This window comes from Psychrobacter sp. DM4 (assembly GCF_051307035.1).
Lineage (GTDB): Bacteria > Pseudomonadota > Gammaproteobacteria > Pseudomonadales > Moraxellaceae > Psychrobacter.
In genome coordinates this window covers 2,026,867-2,048,276 of record NZ_CP195536.1, presented here as the reverse complement: position 1 = coordinate 2,048,276, position 21,410 = coordinate 2,026,867, and the positions used below count along the sequence as shown (strand labels likewise).

The 21,410-nt window shown below is 43.5% G+C and carries 17 protein-coding genes and 3 tRNA genes; 12 read left to right on the top strand and 8 right to left on the bottom strand.

The features are described 5' to 3' along the window. Positions 1 to 111: 111 nt before the first annotated feature. From tkt to ACR64G_RS08670, 4 genes are all read left to right on the top strand, one after another. A complete protein-coding gene (gene tkt, locus ACR64G_RS08685; protein ID WP_435978908.1) occupies positions 112 to 2,109 on the top strand; it encodes a transketolase in 1,998 nt (665 codons plus the stop codon). A 373-nt stretch (positions 2,110 to 2,482) separates the two neighbouring features. Then, positions 2,483 to 3,469 (top strand): DUF3644 domain-containing protein, encoded by a 987-nt coding sequence (locus ACR64G_RS08680; RefSeq protein WP_435978907.1) that lies wholly within the window; start codon positions 2,483 to 2,485, stop codon positions 3,467 to 3,469. Between the two features lie 184 nt (positions 3,470 to 3,653). Beyond that, entirely contained in the window at positions 3,654 to 4,259 is a 606-nt protein-coding gene (locus ACR64G_RS08675; RefSeq protein WP_435978906.1) for a TrmH family RNA methyltransferase, read from the top strand. A 351-nt stretch (positions 4,260 to 4,610) separates the two neighbouring features. Further along, positions 4,611 to 4,931 carry a hypothetical protein gene (locus tag ACR64G_RS08670; protein WP_435978905.1) on the top strand — a complete coding sequence of 107 codons (321 nt, stop codon included), beginning with the start codon at positions 4,611 to 4,613 and terminating at the stop codon, positions 4,929 to 4,931. Positions 4,932 to 5,195: 264 nt separating this feature from the next. Here the strand turns inward: ACR64G_RS08670 and ACR64G_RS08665 are convergent, their stop codons facing one another. Next, positions 5,196 to 5,792, bottom strand: coding sequence for a YceI family protein (locus ACR64G_RS08665; protein WP_435978904.1), 597 nt, complete (start codon positions 5,790 to 5,792; stop codon positions 5,196 to 5,198). A 140-nt stretch (positions 5,793 to 5,932) separates the two neighbouring features. On the opposite strand from ACR64G_RS08665, the gene ACR64G_RS08660 reads away from it, so the two are divergent. Beyond that, complete coding sequence (locus ACR64G_RS08660) at positions 5,933 to 6,961, top strand: NERD domain-containing protein (protein ID WP_435978903.1); 1,029 nt, start codon at positions 5,933 to 5,935, stop codon at positions 6,959 to 6,961. Between the two features lie 3 nt (positions 6,962 to 6,964). Here ACR64G_RS08660 and ACR64G_RS08655 read toward each other — a convergent pair whose 3' ends face one another. The 3 genes from ACR64G_RS08655 to exaC all read right to left on the bottom strand — a co-directional run bounded on the left by ACR64G_RS08655 (position 6,965) and on the right by exaC (position 10,124). Next, a complete protein-coding gene (locus ACR64G_RS08655; protein WP_435978902.1) occupies positions 6,965 to 7,309 on the bottom strand; it encodes a DUF779 domain-containing protein in 345 nt (114 codons plus the stop codon). 163 nt (positions 7,310 to 7,472) lie between these two features. Continuing rightward, on the bottom strand, positions 7,473 to 8,501 hold the full coding sequence (gene adhP, locus ACR64G_RS08650; protein WP_435978901.1) for an alcohol dehydrogenase AdhP: 1,029 nt from the start codon (positions 8,499 to 8,501) through the stop codon (positions 7,473 to 7,475). Positions 8,502 to 8,597: 96 nt separating this feature from the next. Continuing rightward, on the bottom strand, positions 8,598 to 10,124 hold the full coding sequence (exaC, locus tag ACR64G_RS08645) for an acetaldehyde dehydrogenase ExaC (protein WP_435978900.1): 1,527 nt from the start codon (positions 10,122 to 10,124) through the stop codon (positions 8,598 to 8,600). A 353-nt stretch (positions 10,125 to 10,477) separates the two neighbouring features. Between exaC and ACR64G_RS08640 the strand changes: the two genes are divergently transcribed. The 3 genes from ACR64G_RS08640 to ACR64G_RS08630 all read left to right on the top strand — a co-directional run bounded on the left by ACR64G_RS08640 (position 10,478) and on the right by ACR64G_RS08630 (position 13,833). Further along, entirely contained in the window at positions 10,478 to 12,400 is a 1,923-nt protein-coding gene (locus tag ACR64G_RS08640) for an AAA family ATPase (protein ID WP_435978899.1), read from the top strand. A gap of 87 nt (positions 12,401 to 12,487) precedes the next feature. Beyond that, complete coding sequence (locus tag ACR64G_RS08635) at positions 12,488 to 13,669, top strand: type I glyceraldehyde-3-phosphate dehydrogenase (protein WP_435978898.1); 1,182 nt, start codon at positions 12,488 to 12,490, stop codon at positions 13,667 to 13,669. A 73-nt stretch (positions 13,670 to 13,742) separates the two neighbouring features. Then, positions 13,743 to 13,833, top strand: a tRNA-Ser gene (locus tag ACR64G_RS08630). 148 nt (positions 13,834 to 13,981) lie between these two features. On the opposite strand, the gene ACR64G_RS08625 is transcribed toward ACR64G_RS08630, so the two are convergent. From ACR64G_RS08625 to ACR64G_RS08610, 4 genes are all read right to left on the bottom strand, one after another. Next, positions 13,982 to 14,716, bottom strand: a complete 735-nt coding sequence (locus tag ACR64G_RS08625; RefSeq protein WP_435978897.1) for a hypothetical protein — start codon at positions 14,714 to 14,716, stop codon at positions 13,982 to 13,984. A 254-nt stretch (positions 14,717 to 14,970) separates the two neighbouring features. Then, positions 14,971 to 15,300: a CopG family transcriptional regulator gene (locus ACR64G_RS08620; RefSeq protein ID WP_435978896.1), complete on the bottom strand. Its 330-nt coding sequence runs from the start codon at positions 15,298 to 15,300 to the stop codon at positions 14,971 to 14,973. A gap of 216 nt (positions 15,301 to 15,516) precedes the next feature. Further along, positions 15,517 to 15,592 (bottom strand) — tRNA-Asn (locus ACR64G_RS08615). Between the two features lie 266 nt (positions 15,593 to 15,858). Next, positions 15,859 to 15,934: transfer RNA gene (locus ACR64G_RS08610), tRNA-Asn, on the bottom strand. Positions 15,935 to 16,348: 414 nt separating this feature from the next. On the opposite strand from ACR64G_RS08610, the gene ACR64G_RS08605 reads away from it, so the two are divergent. The 4 genes from ACR64G_RS08605 to ACR64G_RS08590 all read left to right on the top strand — a co-directional run bounded on the left by ACR64G_RS08605 (position 16,349) and on the right by ACR64G_RS08590 (position 21,338). Further along, positions 16,349 to 17,086, top strand: coding sequence for an SDR family NAD(P)-dependent oxidoreductase (locus ACR64G_RS08605; protein ID WP_435978895.1), 738 nt, complete (start codon positions 16,349 to 16,351; stop codon positions 17,084 to 17,086). Between the two features lie 60 nt (positions 17,087 to 17,146). After that, positions 17,147 to 18,874 carry an NAD(P)/FAD-dependent oxidoreductase gene (locus ACR64G_RS08600; RefSeq protein WP_435978894.1) on the top strand — a complete coding sequence of 576 codons (1,728 nt, stop codon included), beginning with the start codon at positions 17,147 to 17,149 and terminating at the stop codon, positions 18,872 to 18,874. 14 nt (positions 18,875 to 18,888) lie between these two features. Then, the gene (locus ACR64G_RS08595) at positions 18,889 to 19,806 is read left to right on the top strand and encodes a DUF1365 domain-containing protein (protein ID WP_435978893.1); all 918 of its coding nucleotides are present in this window, start codon (positions 18,889 to 18,891) and stop codon (positions 19,804 to 19,806) included. A gap of 140 nt (positions 19,807 to 19,946) precedes the next feature. Further along, the gene (locus ACR64G_RS08590; RefSeq protein WP_435978892.1) at positions 19,947 to 21,338 is read left to right on the top strand and encodes a class I SAM-dependent methyltransferase; all 1,392 of its coding nucleotides are present in this window, start codon (positions 19,947 to 19,949) and stop codon (positions 21,336 to 21,338) included. Positions 21,339 to 21,410: the final 72 nt, after the last annotated feature.

Here is a 21,410-nt window from a genome sequence, read left to right as displayed (position 1 = left end):
TTTGGCGTGGCTTATGCGTATTATGTTAACATTGCGTCTAAAATTTATAGCTTATTTTTATTTGTTTCCCTCTTATCCTCCATACTCCTCATTCGAATATTAGGACACGCTATGCCCACTCCCATTAACGAACGTAAACTTGCCAATGCCATACGAGTGTTGTCGTTTGACGCAGTACAAAAAGCCAACTCTGGGCATCCAGGCGCACCAATGGGTATGGCGGATATCGCCGAAGTATTATGGCGCAAATTTTTAAAGCACAATCCTGCTGATCCAAGCTGGCACAATCGTGACCGCTTTGTATTATCAAATGGTCATGGCTCGATGCTCATTTACTCACTGCTGCATTTATCAGGCTACGACGTCAGCGTTGATGATCTAAAAGGCTTTCGTCAATTGCATTCAAAGACCCCAGGTCATCCAGAGCTTGGCTATACGCCAGGTATTGAGACCACGACAGGTCCACTAGGGCAAGGTATTGCTAATGCGGTAGGCTTTGCTATTGCGGAGAAGACACTAGCTGCGCAGTTCAACCGTGACGGTCATAATATCGTCGATCATCATACCTATGCATTCTTAGGCGATGGCTGCTTGATGGAAGGTATCAGCCATGAAGTGTGCTCATTAGCGGGCACGCTAGCGCTCGGCAAGCTAGTGTTCTACTATGATGATAACGGTATCTCTATCGATGGTAATGTTGAGGGGTGGTTCACTGATGATACACAAATGCGCTTTGAAGCCTATGGCTGGCAAGTCATCAAAGTTGACGGTCATGATACTGATGCGATTACGCAAGCGACTGAGCAAGCCATCAAAGAAACTACCAAACCAAGTCTCATTATTTGCAAAACCACTATCGGCGCGGGTAGTCCGAACAAGCAAGGTCTAGCGGCTAGCCATGGTGCGCCACTTGGGGATGATGAAATCGTTTTGACTCGCGATGCGCTGTCATGGAAACACGCACCGTTTGAGTTAGATGATGAAATCTACGAAGCATGGGATGGCAAAGCCAAAGGCGATGTCATGCAAAAGAATTGGGATGCTAATTTTGCAGCGTATAAAAAAGCTTATCCAGAACTCGCAAGCGAGCTACTACGTCGCTTAAATGGCGAATTACCAGCGGATTTTGATAGTCAAGCGCAAGCTTATATCCAGCAAACGCAAGAGCAGGGCGACAATGTAGCCAGCCGTAAAGCCAGCCAAAATGCTATTAATACTTTGCAGCCATTATTGCCAGAGCTCATGGGCGGTTCAGCGGATCTCGCTGGCTCAAACCTAACGCTATTTAAAGGCGCGAAAGGCTTAGATACCGATAGCGATGGTAACTACATCTACTACGGGGTGCGCGAGTTCGGTATGACGGCGATTGCCAATGGTATTGCGCTACATGGCGGCTTTATCCCTTACGTGGCAACGTTCCTCATGTTTATGGAATATGCGCGTAACGCAGTACGCATGGGCGCATTGATGAAGCAGCGCATCATCCATGTCTATACGCATGACTCTATCGGTCTGGGTGAAGATGGTCCAACGCATCAGCCCGTTGAGCAATTGACTAGCTTGCGTACCACGCCAAACTTGCGTACATGGCGTCCGTGTGATACGACCGAATCTGCTACGGCTTGGGTAGAAGCACTTAAATCAGCAAACAATCCATCTGCGCTCATCTTTAGCCGTCAAAGCTTGCCACATCAAGCGCGTGATACTGAGCAAGTGGCTAACATCGTTAAAGGGGGTTATGTCTTAGCGAAAGAGCAAGGCGCGCTAACCGCTATCATTATCGCGACTGGCTCAGAAGTTGGCCTTGCGATGCAAGCATACGAGACTTTGAGTAGCAATGGCGTTGGCGTCCGTGTGGTCTCTATGCCATGTGCTGAAATCTTTATGGAGCAAGATGTTGATTATCGTGAATCTGTATTGCCTGCCAATATCCGCGCTCGCGTCGCAGTAGAAGCCGCGCACGTAGATTACTGGTATAAGTTCGTTGGCCTCGATGGCAAGGTCATCGGCATGACCACTTATGGCGAGTCGGCACCTGCTAGCGATCTGTATAAAGAGTTTGGTATCACGACTGAAGCTGTGGTTGATGCGGTGAATAGTTTGATCTGATTTATAGGCTGTGGCTTTAGCCCAGATCTTAGCTATGATTTATAGTTGAGTTCATAATATCAGATGGAGAAGAGCTGCTGAATAATTCTGGTGGCTCTTTTTTTATGGTTGGTGTGTCGGTTTTGGAGCTAATCCTGCTCTACGCTATTATCTGCTTCGTCAATGGCGTGCGGACTACGTGTCTGAACGCGTTCCATCATTTGAGCGACCACCTCCAGCCACAGTCCGCAACGCCATCGCCTGCATCAGGATAACCGCTACAATCAGGGCTAAACAGTACCACAAGACGACTATTGTATGGTAGATTGAGCTGAACTAAATTTTAGTTACATCGGTGCTTCAAGCTCACCTTACGTGCTAATAGGAATAAAAAATGAAATCTCGCTATAAATTAATGTTAGAGAAATCTATATCAGCTATGTTATCAGCTATCGAAATATACAATAAACCTGACTTTAAATATCGAGAAGAAACTTTTTCTGTCTTATGTATAAATTCGTGGGAACTTTTACTAAAGGCTAAGGTACTTAATTTATCAAGTAATAAACTTTCATCTTTGTATGTTAAAGAACATAAAACTTTAAAAAGTGGTAAAAAAGCTCAGAGATCAACTCCAAAGAAAAATCGTTCTGGAAACCCTATGTCAGTTAGTTTGCAACAAGCTTACAAAATTATAACTGAAGAGTATGGTGTCAAAATTGATAAGGCTATCAATGATAATATTTTAACATTAACTGAAATTAGGGATAATTCTATTCATTTTGTCAACGATGATTTACTTTTATCGTTGAAGGTTCAACAGCTGGGAAGCGCTTCGATACAAAACTACTTACACCTAGTTTCTTTATGGTTTGGGGACATGTTATCAAATTATAACTTCTACTTAATGCCGTTATCTTTTTTTAGAGCTTTCGATAAAGCTCCGGGTATTATATTAAATGCTAATGAAAAAAACGTTTTGAACTATATTAAAGATATTGAAGAAAAGTATGACAATGTAGATGTCGGTGATTACAATTTAAGTCTTAATATCGATTTAAATTTTCAAAAAGTCAAAAGTGATTCAAGTGTTCCTGTTCAATATTCGAATGACGAGAATGCGTTGAAAGTTATTTTAACTGAGGAAGATATTATTGGAAGATACCCTTGGGATTACGATGTTTTAAGTAAACGACTGTCAAAGAGATATATTGATTTTAAAATGAATGATAAATATCATGGATTACGCAAAAGCTTTGAAGGCGATAAGCGTTTCACACATATAAGGTTAATGAACCCTAGGAACCCCAACTCAGGCCAAAAAGTTTTTTACAATGCAAACATTCTGAAAGAGTTTGATAAGCATTACAATAAAAGATAGCGTAACCCACCAATATTAAAATAATAAGATTTAAATAGGTGGATTACGCCTAGCCTTTATTCTCTACGAGAATTTGAAAAGTCTAACACCAACCTACGGCAAATATCGTATTCTGTTCAGTGAGCGTAATCTGCCTGTCCTACTATTTTATAGTAAATTATTCAAATCCATTAAGTATAAAAATATGACTACTCAAAAATCAACCATACGTCAACGTGCCGATGCCATTAAAGACTTTCAGTGCAAAAACTTGATTGTTGTTCTAGAAGAGCCCAATGATTCGAAGAATTTAGCAACCGTTATTCGTAATATCAACGCATTGGGTGTAGGGACGCTTTATGTGGTGGATAGTCGTCAACTATTCCCTGATAACTGGGAAGTTATGAGAGAGCGCAAATCACTACTCAAACCATCGGTATCAGCTGTTAAATGGAGTTTTATCAAAGTATTTCGTAGCACTGAAGACTGCTTAAAACATTTAGAAAACTATCGTTTTACTTCTATAGTGACGTCACCGCACATAAAAGGGCAAAATAACGTGTTATTGCAAGATGGAAACTATACACAAAAGCGCCTTGCAGTTTGGTTCGGCAATGAATCTCGCGGTATTAGTGATCTTGCTATTGCAAACAGCTCAGCCTGTGTACAGATTGAGATGTACGGCATGATTGAAAGTCTAAATTTAGCCACTTCAACTGGCATTGTACTTTATGAGATAACCAAACAACGCCGCGCTTATCAAAGTAAAAATAAACGAGGTAGGCAAGTTGACCCACCTATCGTTCATTAAACTAGCTTAGAATTTATAAGTAGGGCGCACCCTACGCGACCATTGCAAATATCTCAAATCCTCAGGACATTTTTGATTCTTTAGATTTTTGAATAATCTAACTTTTGGTAGTAGTCGCCGCTATTCTCTTAAAAGCGTCGCGAATTAATTAATATTGACTGTTTTTTGGTTCTAAACTATCTTAATTCGATGTTCTATAGTGAACCGATACTAGTGTTATGTCTAATTTGCTGATCTAGAAAGAGTTTAAATACGTGTACCCGTTTTGTGCTGATACGTTGATTAGACAGGCATACTGACTTACCATCAAGTATCTAGATATCTTATACAACATAAAGAAGGAGAGTTATCATGTCGGATAAATCAGTCAACAAACAAGCGAAAGATGATATTACATTGAGTAAGAAGGCTAAAAAAAAGCTCAGCAAGCTGAATCTGAAGCGTCAAAAAGAGCAAGATAAAATAGATAAGGGTCGTCAAAAAGAGTTAGCTAATGTAGATAAGCTGCGTCAAAAAGAACAGGATAAAGTTGATAAGAAGATTCAGCTAATGATAGACGATATTAACCAAAAGGCGCTAAAAAAGCAGGAGAAAATAGATACCAAGATTCAAAAAAGAAGAAATAAAATAGACAAAGCGGGTATCGAACAAGACCAACCGTGGCAGTACTAAAAACTATGGAAGGTTAGCGTTTTAAGGTTTACTAAGCTTATCTGCCCGAGTGCAAGACGAAAGCTATGCTTGAGTGAAGTGCCGAGCGAAACCATTAAAGAAAACCGAGCCATGCCACGCATATTTTCCCACTGTTAAAGCATTCAGATCTAGAGGCTAGTCTTTTTATCTTCTGTCTTTTTGAGCCATAAAACGTCTTATTCTTAAACCAAAAAGAGTGACTAGGATAATATCCTAGCCACTCTTTTTTAGATCTGCTTATTTTTAGTTCGCCGCAACCAGCTGACCTGATATCTCAAGCGGTATCATATTGCCAACGACTTTGGGAAAGGCCGTCACGCCGTAAGTATATCGATTAATGATACCTGTAGCCTTGAAGTTAATAACAGGCTGGCGCGTTACCGAATCATTGGTGACGTCCGATAGCACCACCTTGACGGTCAAAGGTTTGGTTTGCCCCAACACCGTAAAATTACCCGTGACATTGGCTTCTTTGCTGTTGATCATAGTGACCTTTTTGGACACAAATCTCATTGTCGGATACTGAGCGCTATTGAGCAGCTCTTTACGACGTAAAAAAGCGTTGCGCAAGTTGCCACCAGCATCAATACTATCAGTGTTTACCGTTAAGTTAATAGTCGTTCTAGTCGGGTTCTTTGCATCGTAGTCAATGACGCCGCTCATCTTATGAAACTGACCGTCAACTGTACCCACTCCTAAGTATGCCACCTCAAAATCTACAGTGGTCTTGGTCACATCCAGCTGCCATTTTTGCAGTGCTGCTGATGCTATCGTAGGCAGTGATAGTAGGAGACTGGCACTGAGTGCGGTTTTCGATAACGTACTGGTAAAGGTAGCCATACAGATAGTCCAAAAGCTGTTTTTGATAGCAAAAATAATGCGATAGCATATCTCATTTATTGGCTTATGTTGTATTATTAAGGTTTATTAAAGCGTCTAGTGCTAGAGCGTGTTCTCGTATTAAAAATAGTGATAAGAATATGTCCCTCATATCCAGCTTCAAAGGTATCCTCGGTGAAACCGTCATCAACGTCGCCATGTGGCTCAAGCTCGATAAAGAGACTTATCATCGATTAAATAACATAACTCTACCGCTAACCAATGGCGGCAGTACCCAAATCGATCATGTCATCGTCTCTATATATGGCATTTTTGTGATAGAGACCAAAAATTATAAAGGCTGGATATACGGCAGCAAGTACCAAAGGCAGTGGACGCAAGCCTTTGCAAACGGGCGTAAGTATAAGTTTCAGAATCCGCTACGACAGAACTATCTACATATTAAGACGCTAGCGGACTTACTTGAGCTTGATATGCGTTACTTTCATTCGATGATTGCCTTTATCGGTGAGTGTGAATTAAAGACCCGTGATGACTTACCTGAGCATGTATTGACTAGTGGTATGGCGTCTTATGTGAAAAAAAAGCAAGATATACTCTTAACCGAAGCAGAGGTTAAGTCGATCGTTGAGCAAATTCAAAGCAGTCGATTTGATAAATCATGGAAAACCAATCGGCAGCATAAAGCCTATTTAAGAGATAAACATAGTACGAGTAACCCTAAAACAGATAGCTCTAAAATGAGTGACTCTAGCTCTATTACAGAGTCAGCCAAAGCTTGTGAAGAGAAGCAATTAAAAGTCAAACCACCGTCAAAACCAAAAGCGCGAGAGACGCTTAAGAGTAGAGAAGTCCCTCAGTGGTCAGGTCAAGTTGAGCAGGATGACACATCGAGGATGCCATTCACGAGTGAAAATGCCATTTTTATGACACCATTCATTATCTCTGAAGGTAAAAATGAATCAAGTACTAAGACTGAGCTGCCAGTAACCACCGTAATGAGTTCCAATAAAATTGAAGAACCTAGGATTTCAACTCAAGTAATGACTTGTCCAAGATGTCAGAGTGAAATGATTAAGCGCGTCGCAAAAAAAGGCGCGCGCGAAGGTCAAACGTTTTATGGTTGTAGTCAGTTTCCAAAATGTCGAGGGGTGGTGAACGTTAACTAAGGATTATTTGACAGGACTGTCCTCAACCGCACAAATCTCTGAGTATACAATGAAGCGCTTACCCTCTGGTATCTCAAGCGAGAAGCTTGCGCCGCGCCCATCGACCACATCAATAGTGAGATCCGTGTGTCGCCATAGCTTGTGCTGGGCCTTTCCCATATAAAATGGACAACCTGCCAGTTCATCGATCAAGATATCTTGACCGCCAACCTTGAACTCGCCAAGTGGATAACACATCGGTGAGCTCCCATCACAGCAACCGCCTGATTGGTGAAACATGAGCTTGCCGTGCTTGGACTTTAATAGCTCGATCAGTTCAACGCAAGATGCTGTCGCTTCAAGTTTCATGTCGCACTCCCTATGTTTGAAATCTAATTTGTACTAATAAAATATGAAAGGTCGTATCGCTCTCAGTCTTACTATCAATAGCATGACACTGAAAACGATACGACCTATCTTTGAAGGTTTAATGAGGATGATGACTCAACATCAAAACGTCACTTGCTTATGACTACATAGTATAGTCAATCACAATACGACCCTCGATTTTTCCATCACGCATACGCTCAAATATATCATTGATATTCTCAAGCGGTTCAGCGGCGACGGTGGCTTTTACTTTGCCCGCTGCCGCCATATCTAACGACTCTTGCAAATCAAGACGCGTACCGACGATTGAACCGCGAATAGTAATGCCATTTAATACTGTATTAAAGATAGATAAAGGAAAATCACCAGTAGGCAAACCGTTGAAAACAACTGTACCACCACGTCTTACCATGCTTATCGCTTGATCAAACGCTTTTGGAGAGACTGCTGTTACCAGTACGCCATGAGCGCCGCCGATCTCTTTTTTTAGGAACTTTCCAGGGTCTGTATCTTTTGCATTAACGGTAACTGTCGCCCCGAGTTTTTTAGCAAAGTCAAGCTTGTCATCATCGATATCGACAGCTGCAACGTTCAATCCCATAGCCACGGCGTACTGTACTGCCATGTGGCCAAGGCCGCCGATGCCAGAGACAACCACCCAATCGCCAGCTTTGGCTTCGGTCATTTTGAGACCTTTATATACCGTCACGCCAGCACATAAGATGGGGGCAATCTCTACTGAGTCGACGCCTTCAGGAATGATACCAACATAGTTCGCATTCGCCAAGACGTACTCAGCAAAGCTACCATTAACTGAGTATCCTGCATTCTTTTGACGTAAACATAAAGTCTCCCAGCCACCCAAACAATGAGTACAGTGTCCACAAGCTGAATACAGCCAAGGAACACCAACGCGGTCGCCTTCTTTGACATGATGGACGTTGTCGCCAACAGCTGTAATGAGACCGACGCCCTCGTGTCCAGGAATAAGCGGCAGTTTAGGCTTAGACGGCCAATCCCCTTCAATAGCATGCAAGTCGGTATGGCAGACACCAGAGGCTTGCATCTTGACGACGATTTCCCCTGCACCTGGGGTTGGAATATCCACCTCTTCTATTTGTAAGGGCTGTCCAAACTCGTGCAATACAGCCGCTTTCATTTTATTACTCATACTGCTAATTCCTTTTTATTGTTATTAAAATCAAAGTACTAAATAACTATCTAAATGCACGTTGTGGATTTTGTCATAAAGTGCTTTTAGATCGCGTTAAAAGAAGCCCATCGCTTTAGGACTGTACGATACTAGCATATTTTTGGTTTGCTGATAGTGATCGAGCATCATCAGATGGTTCTCACGGCCAATACCCGACTGCTTATAACCGCCAAATGCAGAGTGAGCAGGATAGATATGATAGCAATTGGTCCAGACGCGACCGGCTTGAATACCACGCCCAAAGCGATAGGCTTTATGTACGCTACGAGTCCAAACACCAGCACCTAAGCCGTACAGCGTATCATTGGCAATACTCATCGCCTCTTCGTCGTCTTTAAAAGTAGTGACCGCTAGCACAGGACCAAAGATCTCTTCTTGGAACACCCGCATATCATTCGTGCCTTCAAAGATAGTCGGCTGCACATAATAGCCATCACCAAGATCACCGTCATGTTTAGCACGCTCGCCGCCGACTAGTACCTTAGCGCCTTCTTTTTTACCGATATCAAGATACGATACAATCTTCTCTAACTGATCTGAGCTTGCTTGTGCGCCGATCATAGTATCAGTATCAAGTGGGTTACCCATTTTGATGGCTTTGACGCGTTCGATACAGCGCTTGATAAACTCATCATAAATGCTCTCATGAATGAGTGCGCGTGAGGGACAAGTACAGACCTCCCCTTGGTTGAGGGCAAACATCACGAGACCTTCAATCGCCTTGTCCAAGAAATCATCATCTTCATCCATGACATCGGCAAAAAAGATGTTAGGGCTCTTACCACCCAGCTCTAGGGTAACGGGGATAATATTCTCGCTGGCATATTGCATGATGAGGCGACCGGTGGTGGTCTCACCGGTAAACGCTACTTTGTTAATACGTGGATTAGAGGCAAGCGGCTTACCCGCTTCAACACCGAAACCGTTGACAACGTTCAACACGCCTTTGGGTAAAATGTCAGCAATACCGATGAGATCAAGCATAAACAGGATGGAGGCAGGGGTTTGCTCAGCAGGTTTTAGGATAACACAGTTGCCAGCAGCTAAAGCAGGGGCAAGCTTCCACACAGCCATTAGAATTGGGAAGTTCCAAGGGATGATCTGACCGACGACGCCGAGGGGTTCATGAAAGTGATAAGCAACGGTATCATCATCGATTTGACTGATGCCGCCTTCTTGCGCACGAATGGCACCAGCGAAATAACGGAAATGATCGACAGCTAGCGGAATATCAGCGGCTAAGGTCTCACGAACGGCTTTACCATTTTCATAGCATTCAGCGATGGCGATAGCTTCTAGATTGGCTTCCATCTTATCCGCGATTTTAAGCAGTAGATTGGCGCGTTCTGTGACACTGGTTTTACTCCAAGCATCTTTGGCAGCATGCGCTGCATCCAAGGCTTTTTCGATGTCGGCTTCTTTTGAGCGTGCGACTTGGCAGATGGTCTTGCCGTCGATGGGGCTTGGGTTATCAAAGTACTCACCATCAGCGGGCGGTGTCCATTCCCCATTGATGAAGTTGTCGTATTTGTCGCGAAATTGGACGGTGCTGTCCTGGGTATTGGGATAGGGGTATAACATAAACGATTCCTTGTTGTGTTGAGAACCAAACGGACTAAAACACAGGCTGACTCTTGCCTGATCTTGAAAAAAAAGGGTTAAATTAAAGAACGTATGACGTCAGATACCTATAAAATAGCTGCTAATTTTTCGCTCTTGTTTATTCGTGTTATCAGTCCATCCTACTAAGCTTTTATAAGGAGTGATAGCGACTTATAATAGTATGATAGTAGGGCGCTGATAACTTTAAGTTATCAATGTAGTCATCGTTAAAAAGTCTGCAAAGCCCAGCTAGCTGTTATAATAATGACCACTTATTTTGGCTTGCCGCACTACCGGGTAGCTCTCACTCTTTAGACTATTGGTTTGGATCTATGCGTCAATCTTCTGCTCTTGATATCTTACAAACAGGTCAAAATGTTTTTTTGACGGGTTCCGCAGGTTCAGGTAAGACTTATACACTCAACCAATACATCAATTATTTACGCGCGCGCCGCGTCCCTGTTGCTGTAACAGCCAGCACAGGTATCGCCGCGACGCACATGAATGGTACGACTATTCATAGCTGGTCGGGTATCGGTATTAAGGATGAGCTATCAGATCGAGATTTGACCAATTTATCCCGCAAGCAGTTTTTAGCCGATAGGCTCAAAGATACCGCCGTACTCATTATCGATGAGATATCGATGCTACATGCCAAACAGCTAAATCTTGTCAATCAAGTACTTAAACATGTACGCAAGAACGACGCAGCATTTGGCGGTACTCAAGTCGTGGTCGCAGGAGACTTTTTTCAGTTGCCACCCATCGGTAGCCGCGGTGAGAGCAATCGAGATAAGTTTGCCTTTATGTCTGAGGCATGGCTCGATGCCAAGTTTCATATCTGCTATTTATCTGAGCAGCATAGGCAAGTGAGCGATGCGGTCAATGGTGGTCTGGATTTAGACGACATTCTCAATCAGATCAGACGTCAAGAAGTTACTTTTGAGGCTATTGCCGCCTTAGAAGCGACCTACGATCAAGATGTCGATATCAGTAGAACTCGTCTATATACCCACAATCTCAACGTCAATAAAATCAATGACAAAGAGCTGGCTGCGCTAGAGGGCGAGACGATGCGTTTTGAGGCGAGTGCGACAGGTGATGGCAAACTGGTCGATACGTTAAAGAAGACCGTCCGTACCCAAGATGATCTCACGCTAAAAGTAGGCGCTAAGGTGATGTTTATCAAAAACAATACTGAGCTTAGTGTCTCAAACGGCACAATGGGCGAGTTAATTGGCTTTGCGGCAGTCAAGGTCGATGATAAAGAAAAAGCCCAAAACGATGCTTTGACAGCGAGCGATGAAAAAGCGGTCGATATCGATGATAATAACGGTATCAGTCCAGATAAAAAAGAAAAGTCCAAGGCTAAAACTAAAAAGCCTGCTACGCAAAAAATGCCCGTGGTCAGACTCAATTCAGGACGTGAGGTCATAGCAGAGCCTGAAGAGTGGATCATCGAAGATGAGACTGGAGAGGTGCTCGCCAGCTATGAGCAAGTACCCTTATGTCTGGCATGGGCGATCACCATTCATAAATCGCAAGGTATGACACTGGATGCAGCCGAAATTGACCTCTCACGTACTTTTGAGCTAGGACAGGGCTATGTGGCGCTATCGCGTCTTAAATCGCTAGCAGGATTGCAACTGCTCGGTATGAATGATATGAGTTTACAATTAGATCCCCTCGCACGCGGAGCTGATAAACGCTTTCTGACGTTATCAGATGAAGCCGACGCCAACTACGCCATGCTCGATGAAAAGAGCATGAAACAGGCACATGATAAGTTCGTGTTAAAGTCAGGCGGTACGCTAAGTCAATCTGTGATTGATGCTTATGAAGGTCTACAAAAGCGTCGCCGCGAGCGGATAAAAGCGGTACAAGATAAAAAGCAGATCTTGGGTAATCAAGTTGCTGATAAATCAGAGAGTACTTTATTGTTGACCAAGATGCTACTGGAGGAGAGCTTGTCGATCGCTGATATCGCACAAGAGCGCGAGCTGGCACAGTCGACGATTATGCGCCATATCAGTGAGCTCAAACGCCAAGACCCAAGCCTTGCTTGCGATCATCTACGTCCTGATGCTGAAGTGATGACAGCGGTGGGCACTGCCTATGTGGCAATCAAAGTAGCCAATAATCCTAACGACTTCAATGATGACGGTAGCGTTAAGATCAAGCCCATTTATGAGAGTCTCAAACAAAGCGTTGACTACAATACCATTCGCCTAGCGCTCATATTTATCTCGCCTTAATACTAAAGGCTTGAGTCATGCTCGTTGCTATAGCAGACGCTTTATATCCTATACTTATAGCGACAATTACACAGTGATACCCGGTTTATGCCTGACTTCTCTAGCGCTAGTTATCAGTTGACGCCTAATCCTATTAGATCAAATTCTAGTAAGTCCAAAGCAATCACCAGTGCCCATGCGCAGCCACTACGAGTTGCGATCAACGGCTTTGGGCGTATTGGGCGTAATGTATTGCGAGCGATGATAGAGCGCTTTGAGGTCCTCGGGCGCGCTATTCATATCGTCGCTATCAATGACTTAGCGCCTGCTGATATTTTATTGCATTTACTAAAGTTCGATAGCACTCATGGTCGCCTGAGCCGTCTAGGGGTGAGTGCGGATATTATAGAAGAGGATGATAGCGAAACGCAGTTGTGCTTGACTAAGAACAGTCACACTTATTGTATTCGTATGCTTAGTGAGCCAGATCCAGCCAAGCTCTTGTGGGAAACGCTTGAGATCGACGTGGTATTAGAGTGTACTGGGCATTTTCGCTCTTATGAGCAGGCAAACATGCACATCGAGGCAGGCGCTCAGCAAGTGATTATAGGCGCCGCTCCCTTTGACACTGTTGACGCTTGCATCGTCATGGGAGTTAACACCGAGGCGCTCACCTGCGAGCTACCGATTATATCGGGTGTTTCTTGTACTACTCAAGCGCTCGTACCACTCATTGATACGTTAGATAAAGCATTTGGGGTACGATCAGCGATGATGACCGAGATTCATGCGGTGACAGCGGATCAGAACGTTCTTGACCAGGCGCATCGTGATCCGCGCCGCGCGCGTGCTTCAGGTCACAATATTATCCCAACGACATCGAGTAGCATAGCTGCCACCGAACGCGTCCTGCCAGCGATGGCTGGCAAGATAAATGGCCACTCCATTCGCGTACCGACTATCGACGTCGCCGCTATCGATGTGACTTTTGTTTTTGATAATACTGACGTCAGTACTGATATCAGTATTGAGGCAATAAAAGAGGTGCTCAAATCAGCAAGCCAAACGCATCTATTAGGTATTATGGCTTATACAGATGAGCCTTTGGTCTCTAGCGACTTTATCCATCAGCCAGAATCGCTCATCATTGATGGTCAGCAGCTCATGAAGGTAGGCAATCAGTACAAGGTTTTTGCGTGGTACGATAACGAATGGGGTTATGCCAATAGATTGCTTGATATGTGCCTGCATCTGGCATCAAGCAAGCCGAAACGCTCAAAACAAAAGTAGCGGCAAAATAATTTGATTTTTTTGAGCTGCGTACTTGCATTCTCATAGCATATCGCTATAATGATGCACAAATGGAGACGTGGCAGAGCGGTTGAATGCACCGGTCTTGAAAACCGACAAGGGTTCATAGCCCTTCGAGAGTTCGAATCTCTCCGTCTCCGCCAAATTTATAAGTTTCAGTACTTACTAAGAAGCCCTAATCACTCGATGATTAGGGCTTTTTTTTGCGCTTCATAAACAAGTTTTCATGAGCAAAGTATTACTTGGAAGTGCACGTTATGTCATGCTCTATCATTAAGTCGTACCCTACTGTTAATTGGTTAGCTGAGTATCGAACTCAATTTTATTACCATCAGCAAGGGTTAGTGTTCCTTCAGTGATTTCAATAGTCATCTCTTGGGTGTTTCTAATCGCTCGCATGACGTTGATATCTTCGATGCTACTATCTATAATAATCTTGCCAGATTGCTCAGGCTCAATAGTAGGTGCAAACGTGGTTTGCGGTACATTGAATGCTTTGCCCTGAGTCAGGTTGTCATCTGTCATCAGTAGCGTACCCTCAAAGCTCTTAATAGGCACAGTGCCATGATTAGATAACATAAACTGGAGCTTGACCTGGTTAAGACTGTCATTATCACTACTCTTGACGGGCAGTAGGGCGACAGGATACGTCTGCGTGGAAACCGCACTGCTTGATTGATTAGCAACAACAGGACTTTTTTCTCCAGTTGGATTGTCAGGATGCAGGCGCTCGTATTCACGCTGTTGTACTAGCGCCTGCTCGATTGTCGTACGCGGCATCGCCCCTGACTCATAAGCTTCGCTTAGTTTCATGCGCAGCATATAGCGGCTCAAAACTTGTCTATCACTCTCAGATAATTGCTCAAAGGCATCGCCCAATTGCTTCTGCCATTGATCTGAGTCGGTAGGTATGGTCTGCTGCATTGGATCATTTTGCGGCGTAGAGCAGCTGCTCATCACCGGTATTATCCCAAGAGATAGAGTCACAAGCAGAGCTGTGCTTAAGCGCTGAGGTATATTTAACATGATTTACTCCTTGTGATTGCGTATTGCCAACCGTTTATTATTCATCAATATACCGCGTTTGATAAATAAATGGGAATATTCATCACAAGCTGTTGTGTTATGTTTTGCAAGAATAATCGTAAGAAAGACTTAGAATAAAGATCATTAGGACATAGGTAAGAATAGAGTTGGCAGGCGCGACTAAAGAGTAAGTACAAAAAAGGCTAAGCACAAATAATGATGCTCAGCCTCTTGAATATGCTAAATCAAAGTGTTCAATCTTTGTCTTGCAACTCAGAAAAAGGACGAATAGTACAGCTATTATGGGTGGTGATAATCGCTTCATCTATAATGTGCTGACTGACGCCATGCTTGCGCAGCGTCTCAATAAACACCTCATCATGCGCTAGAGTATAGTCTTGATGATCGCGATCAAGTCCTTGACGAATATACAGACGTATAAGCCCTTGGATACGCTTAAACCCCAATTCCTCTGACGTCGCATTCAATAAAGCGATCATCTCCTCAGACAGACGAATGCTCACTGGGCGCATGACTTTTTGCGGATGATCTGAGAACTTATTTTTTATATGGACAGGTATCATAATAAACCATTAGTTGTCGTGATTTTATATAGAAGACTTGGGATATAGAACATTAAGACGAAAAGCAATCAAGCAAAACTATGCTCACCATACAACAAATATGAGCCAAATAACACCTTAGAAGCATTATTAAATCACCATAAAACCTATCGGCATAAAAAAACCTCTATCATCAGCTGATAAAGGTTTTTATGTCTGACACTGTCAAACTAAATATGGCTCCTCAACCTGGGCTCGAACCAGGGACACACGGATTAACAGTCCGACGCTCTACCAACTGAGCTATTGAGGAATAAAGGGTCATAACAATTGCAGCATTAGTAGCAACTATCGTCACAAGCGATAAGCTTGTTTGCGTTATGTGGAGCACATTTTAGCCAAGTCGTTATTGTCTGTCAACCTAGATGAGCCAATATTGCCAAAATTAATCGAACAGACAGTGCTCTATAAATAACGAGTATCAATTCTCACGCCTATACCACCATAAAAAAACCCTCATCAAAGCGATGAGGGTCTTGGCAAATGCCATAATCGAATCTAAACGTTAATGCTAGAATTTGGCTCCTCAACCTGGGCTCGAACCAGGGACACACGGATTAACAGTCCGACGCTCTACCAACTGAGCTATTGAGGAATATAGTTACTACTGTACAGTCACTGCTGACAGTGAGCTTAACGCATACTCTAATGAGTTTGTGCTAAGTGGGGCGTATTCTAACAAAGATAGAAAATACGTCAAGCCTTTTTTGATGTTTTATTACCTTAAACAATTAATAGCACCTTTAATCTCTATTATTAGAGCTTCTGTTTTGATCTATTGGCTCGTGATAGGCGCATATGATTTATTAGACACCTATCTATTGAGATGCTGTTTGCTATTAAGATGCTGTTTGGATATTTTGTGTCAGTCAATTCAGTCCCCGCTTGCGAAGTTACAACAATAGAGATGACGTCCTATACTATAATTATTTGGACGCTGACTATTTAGATTTTATAAATGAGCGACTATCTTTAGTAAGCTAAAGCCAATAAAAATTAGGACTTTACCATGAACAATTCATCTCATAAATTAAACATCGTTATTACAGGCGCAACCTCTGGCATCGGCAAGCAGTTGGCCATAGACTATCTCGCGGAGGGTCACAATATATATGCTGTTGGCCGTGACGATGAAGCGCTTGCTGAATTGCAAAATCTAGGCGCCAAACCTGTTGATTTAGATTTGATGGATCGTGACAAAGTAGTAGAAGCCTTTAGTAAAATTGACAAGATTGACTTAGCTATTTGCGGCGCAGGCATGTGCGAGTACTTAGATATGCCAAATTTTGATAGTGAAGCGTTTATGAAGGTAATGTCTGTCAATATGGGCACGCTCTCTCATGCTATCGAAGGCGCTCTGCCACAGCTGATGGAATCTAAAGGTCGACTAGTTGGGATCGGATCAGCATCTGCTTATGTACCCTTTGCACGCGCAGAGGCTTATGGCAGCTCAAAAGCGGCGATTCATTACTTGATGAAAACTCTACAGATTAGCCTTGCGCCATTTGATGTTGATGTGAGTTTGGTTGTGCCGGGTTTTGTTGAGACGCCAATGACTAAACAAAACGACTTTCCTATGCCGTTTATACAAACAACGAAGCAGGCAAGTCAAGCGATTCGTGATGGCATTAGCAGCGGTGATGAGGTCATTGAGTTTCCCAAAAAACTCACCCTACCGCTCAAAACTCTAGGCGCTTTGCCAGATATGATTTGGCAACAAGTTAGTGAAAAATTGAATAAGAAGTAGTATAGAAGACTCAGTTAAGTATTAAAGTACCGTCATCGAAATTATCAAGGATAAGCATATATGTCATTTATACGTCGCAAATTTGCGTCAAAAGATAAATTATCAGCAAGCGACAATGAAAGCGAGGCAAGTGCTGATGATAGCTCAAAGTCGCAGGTTAAGACACGTATCGCCATTATCGGCTCAGGCGTCGCAGGGCTAACTTGCGCGCACTATCTAGCGGCGGATCATGAGGTGACAGTATTTGAAGCGAGCGATTATATCGGCGGTCACGTCAACACGATTGATGTCGCCCTACAATACGGTAAAAAGGCCAAAGAGGACAAAATCGAAAAAAGCGCAATCGATACAGGTTTTATCGTCTTTAATGAGCGTACTTATCCCAATTTTTTTCGTCTATTACATGAGTTGCAAGTGCCGTTTCAAAGTACCGACATGAGCTTTTCGGTCAAAAACATTCCCCGTAACTTTGAGTACAATGGTCATACGATCAACACACTATTGTCTCAGCGCAAAAACGTACTAAATCCTAAGTTTTGGCAATTTGTCAAAGACATCGTTCAGTTCAACAAGCATATTCGTAAGTTGCGCCAAGACTACGATGGTGTGCGAGCGCAGGGCGGTGACATTAGTGCGCTTACTCAGCAAACCTTGGGCGATTATCTAGCCAATGAGCGCTACGGGCGTCTGTTTACGGATAATTACCTGTTGCCCATGGTGTCTGCCATCTGGTCGACGAGTATAAAAGATGTGCATGCTTTTCCGTTAGTATTCTTTGCCCAGTTCTTTGATAATCATGGCCTGCTCGATGTGGTTAATCGTCCGCAGTGGTTCACGATCAAAGGCGGCTCCAAGCAGTACGTCAACAAGCTCGTTACCAAGTTTGTCAAAGCAGGCGGTATAGTACGGGTGAACACTCCAGTGCAATCTGTGACTCGTAGTGGTGGAGCAGTTACCCTCAATGTGGTCAGCGGCGGTGCATCAAATCAAGAATCTGAAAGTGAGGCACTCCTATTTGATAAAGTGATTTTTGCATGTCATGCGGATACGGCGCTCAAACTATTAGTAGATGCTAGCCCTGATGAACAGGACGTGCTAAGCCACTTTCGTTTCACTGAAAATACTGCTGTGCTACATACAGATAGCAGCGTATTACCAAAAAAGTCACTGGCATGGGCAAGTTGGAACTATCTTATAGATAAGCAGACGGCTATTTCTAATCAAGAACAGCGAGACAGGGAAACGCCAACCAGTAAGCCAGTACTGACTTACCATATGAACATCTTACAACGACTGACTAAGCAGCATAACTATCTGGTCACGCTAAATCATGACATTGACCCTGCCCAAGTTATCAAGAATATTGACTACAGTCATCCCGTATTCGATAACGAGATGATTGCCGCGCAAGGCGAGTGGGCGCGCATCTCTGGTAGTGGCCTCAATACTCACTTCTGCGGCGCTTACTGGTTCAATGGCTTTCACGAAGACGGCGTACGTAGTGGACTGCGCGTCTGTCAGTCGTTAGGTCACTCTATAGAGATCAAAGACGAGGTTGATGCCAGTCATTTGCCTGATAGTGATAGCACGCACACACCCTTTCGCTATCGGGATCTGCCAGTCAAAGCAGACAAACAAGCTCGTAAGCTCAAAAAACGTCTGGTTGCAACGGCAACGACCAATCAAGAGCTGGTCGATTATGTCGCAAAGGTGCAAGCGGCTGTTATTGATCGACCCAATAAAAGCACCTCTAAAAAACGTGGCTTTTTCTTTAGCCGTAAAGTCTAATTTTTGAGACGCTCATGACCATAAAAGCTACAAGCGCTACTGACGAGTACAAGAGTACGATAGATGATATGGCACTGGCGCATCAGCTGTTCCATGGAACGACTTGGCACAACCGATTGCTACCAAGTGTGCATAAATTTGCTTATCCTTATCGATATTGGGGTGTCAATATCAGTGCGCTAGCGGCAGAACATGATTTGCCTGAGGTCAAGCTGTCCGTACTAGGCGGCAAGGTGCTCAAAAGACTACCGCTGTTCTCTGCCAAGCATAAGGCGTTACAGCAGTTCTACCCTAACGATTATTTGCAAGAAGACGATAAAAAAAGCAGCGATGATAATGTACAAGCGCTAAAGAACCGCTTAAATCAAGCGTTTATGACTCAGACGGGCAGTAAGCCTACAGGCGATATGATTGGCATGCTCGTATGCCGAAACGTAGGACTGTATTTTAGCCCAGTGAACTTCTATATAGGGTTTGACACTGAGCAAGTGCCAACGCATTTATTGGCTGAAGTCTCGAATACGCCTTGGGATAAGCGTCATTACTATGGATTTTTATTAGAAGGTTCAGAGACTAAGTTCTGTCACGATAAAAACTTTCACGTATCACCCTTTAATCCTATTGATCAGATGTACCGCTGGCAGGTAAAAATCAATAAGCAGCAAGATAACTGCTTACAAGTTCGTATTACTATTGACATCAGCGACGCGCGCGGTGACGTGCTCAAAACTGGTATTAAGATGTCAGGCGCTCCTATGACGATGCAATCTATACAGCATAGCCTACGCAAAAATCCAGTGATGAACCTCACCTCACTGAGCCGTATTTATTGGCACGCGTTCAAACTGTTTGCTATTAAAAAGGTTCCCTATGTCAATTACGACGAAACACTTGCTGATAGCAACCAAAGTGATGGCAAAACTAAAAGATAATATAATCACGCAACTCTAGGTGGTTTGATTGTATTTTTTGATCATATTTAAGGTAAAAAATTGCCTTGAACTACTCATCTTAATAAAACTATCTACCGAAACAACCGCTTATCTTAAGTGTATAAAAGGATATCGAAACAATGTCAGTACGACCGACCGAACGTAAGCCTACAACAAGACTAGAGAAGATCAATGCGCGCATTAGTCAGACGCTTAGTGACAGTGCTCTTTTGCAACCTGTCAATAACGGCGTGAGTACTCTGGCAAGAAAAGCGGTATTTGAAGCGCTAAAACGGGTCCGCTTCGGTGGTATAACGGTCATTGAGGACTTTGAAGGTCAGTCTGTTGACACCCATCGTTTTGGCAATACCTCATCAAATATAAAAAGTAGCTCGGCAGTCGGTCGTCATGCATTGCAAGTGACTTTGACTATTCATAATACCAGCGTCTATCGTCAGCTGTTGTTTGGTGGCTCTATCGCGTTGGCAGATAGCTACATCAATGGGGATTGGGATACAGATGATCTGACGGGATTAATACGCTTGGCCGCGCGAAATCTAGCGGTACTCAATAAATTAGAGAACCGCTTTGCAGGCATCAGTAAGACGTTTGAAAAAGCCAAGCATCAGTTGCGTAGCAATGATCAATCAGGATCAAAATCCAATATCCTAGCGCATTATGACTTGGGTAATGACATGTATCAGCGCTTCTTGGATGAGACAATGATGTATTCATCTGCCGTATACAAAAATCCTGAGGCGACGCTTGCCGATGCGCAGCAGCATAAGCTGGCGCTAATATGTAAGCGCTTACAATTGAGCGCTGATGATCATGTGATCGAGATCGGTACGGGTTGGGGCGGCTTTGCCATTTACGCAGCCGAGCATTATGGCTGTCATGTGACGACGACGACTATCTCTGATGCACAGTACAGCGAGGCGCAGGCGCGGGTCGAGGCGGCTGGCTTATCAGACAAAATTACTTTGCTCAAGCAGGACTACCGTGAGCTCACAGGACAGTTCGATAAGCTTGTCAGCATCGAGATGATTGAGGCGGTCGGTCATGAGTATCTGCCAACGTTTTTTGCAAAGTGTAATGATTTGCTTAAACCGATGGGACTTATGGTATTACAAGCTATCACCTTTAACGATCAGAATTATGAGGACTACATAGATTCGGTCGATTTTATCCAGACGCATATTTTCCCAGGGGGCTGTCTGCTCTCCAATCAAGAGCTCAATACGCAGTTCACTGAGCAGACTGATATGGTCATCAAACAATTGCATGATTATGGCTTTGATTATGCGCATACACTCAGAGACTGGCGCAACGCTTTTATGTCGCAGCGCGAGGAGATTAAAGCGCTTGGATATGATGAGGCTTTTATTCGCTTGTGGGAGTTTTACTTCTGTTACTGCGAGGGTGGGTTTTTGGAGCGTACGATAGGTGTGGTACAGCTAACGGCAGTAAAACCTGACAATATCGATATCTTGCATTTCTCCGATGTTCCTGCGGTAGAGACTTATCGCTGATAATGATGAAGAACATAGAGTAATAGGCTAACCTTAGCTACTAAAGCATTTGGCGCGGGCTTAACGAATAGA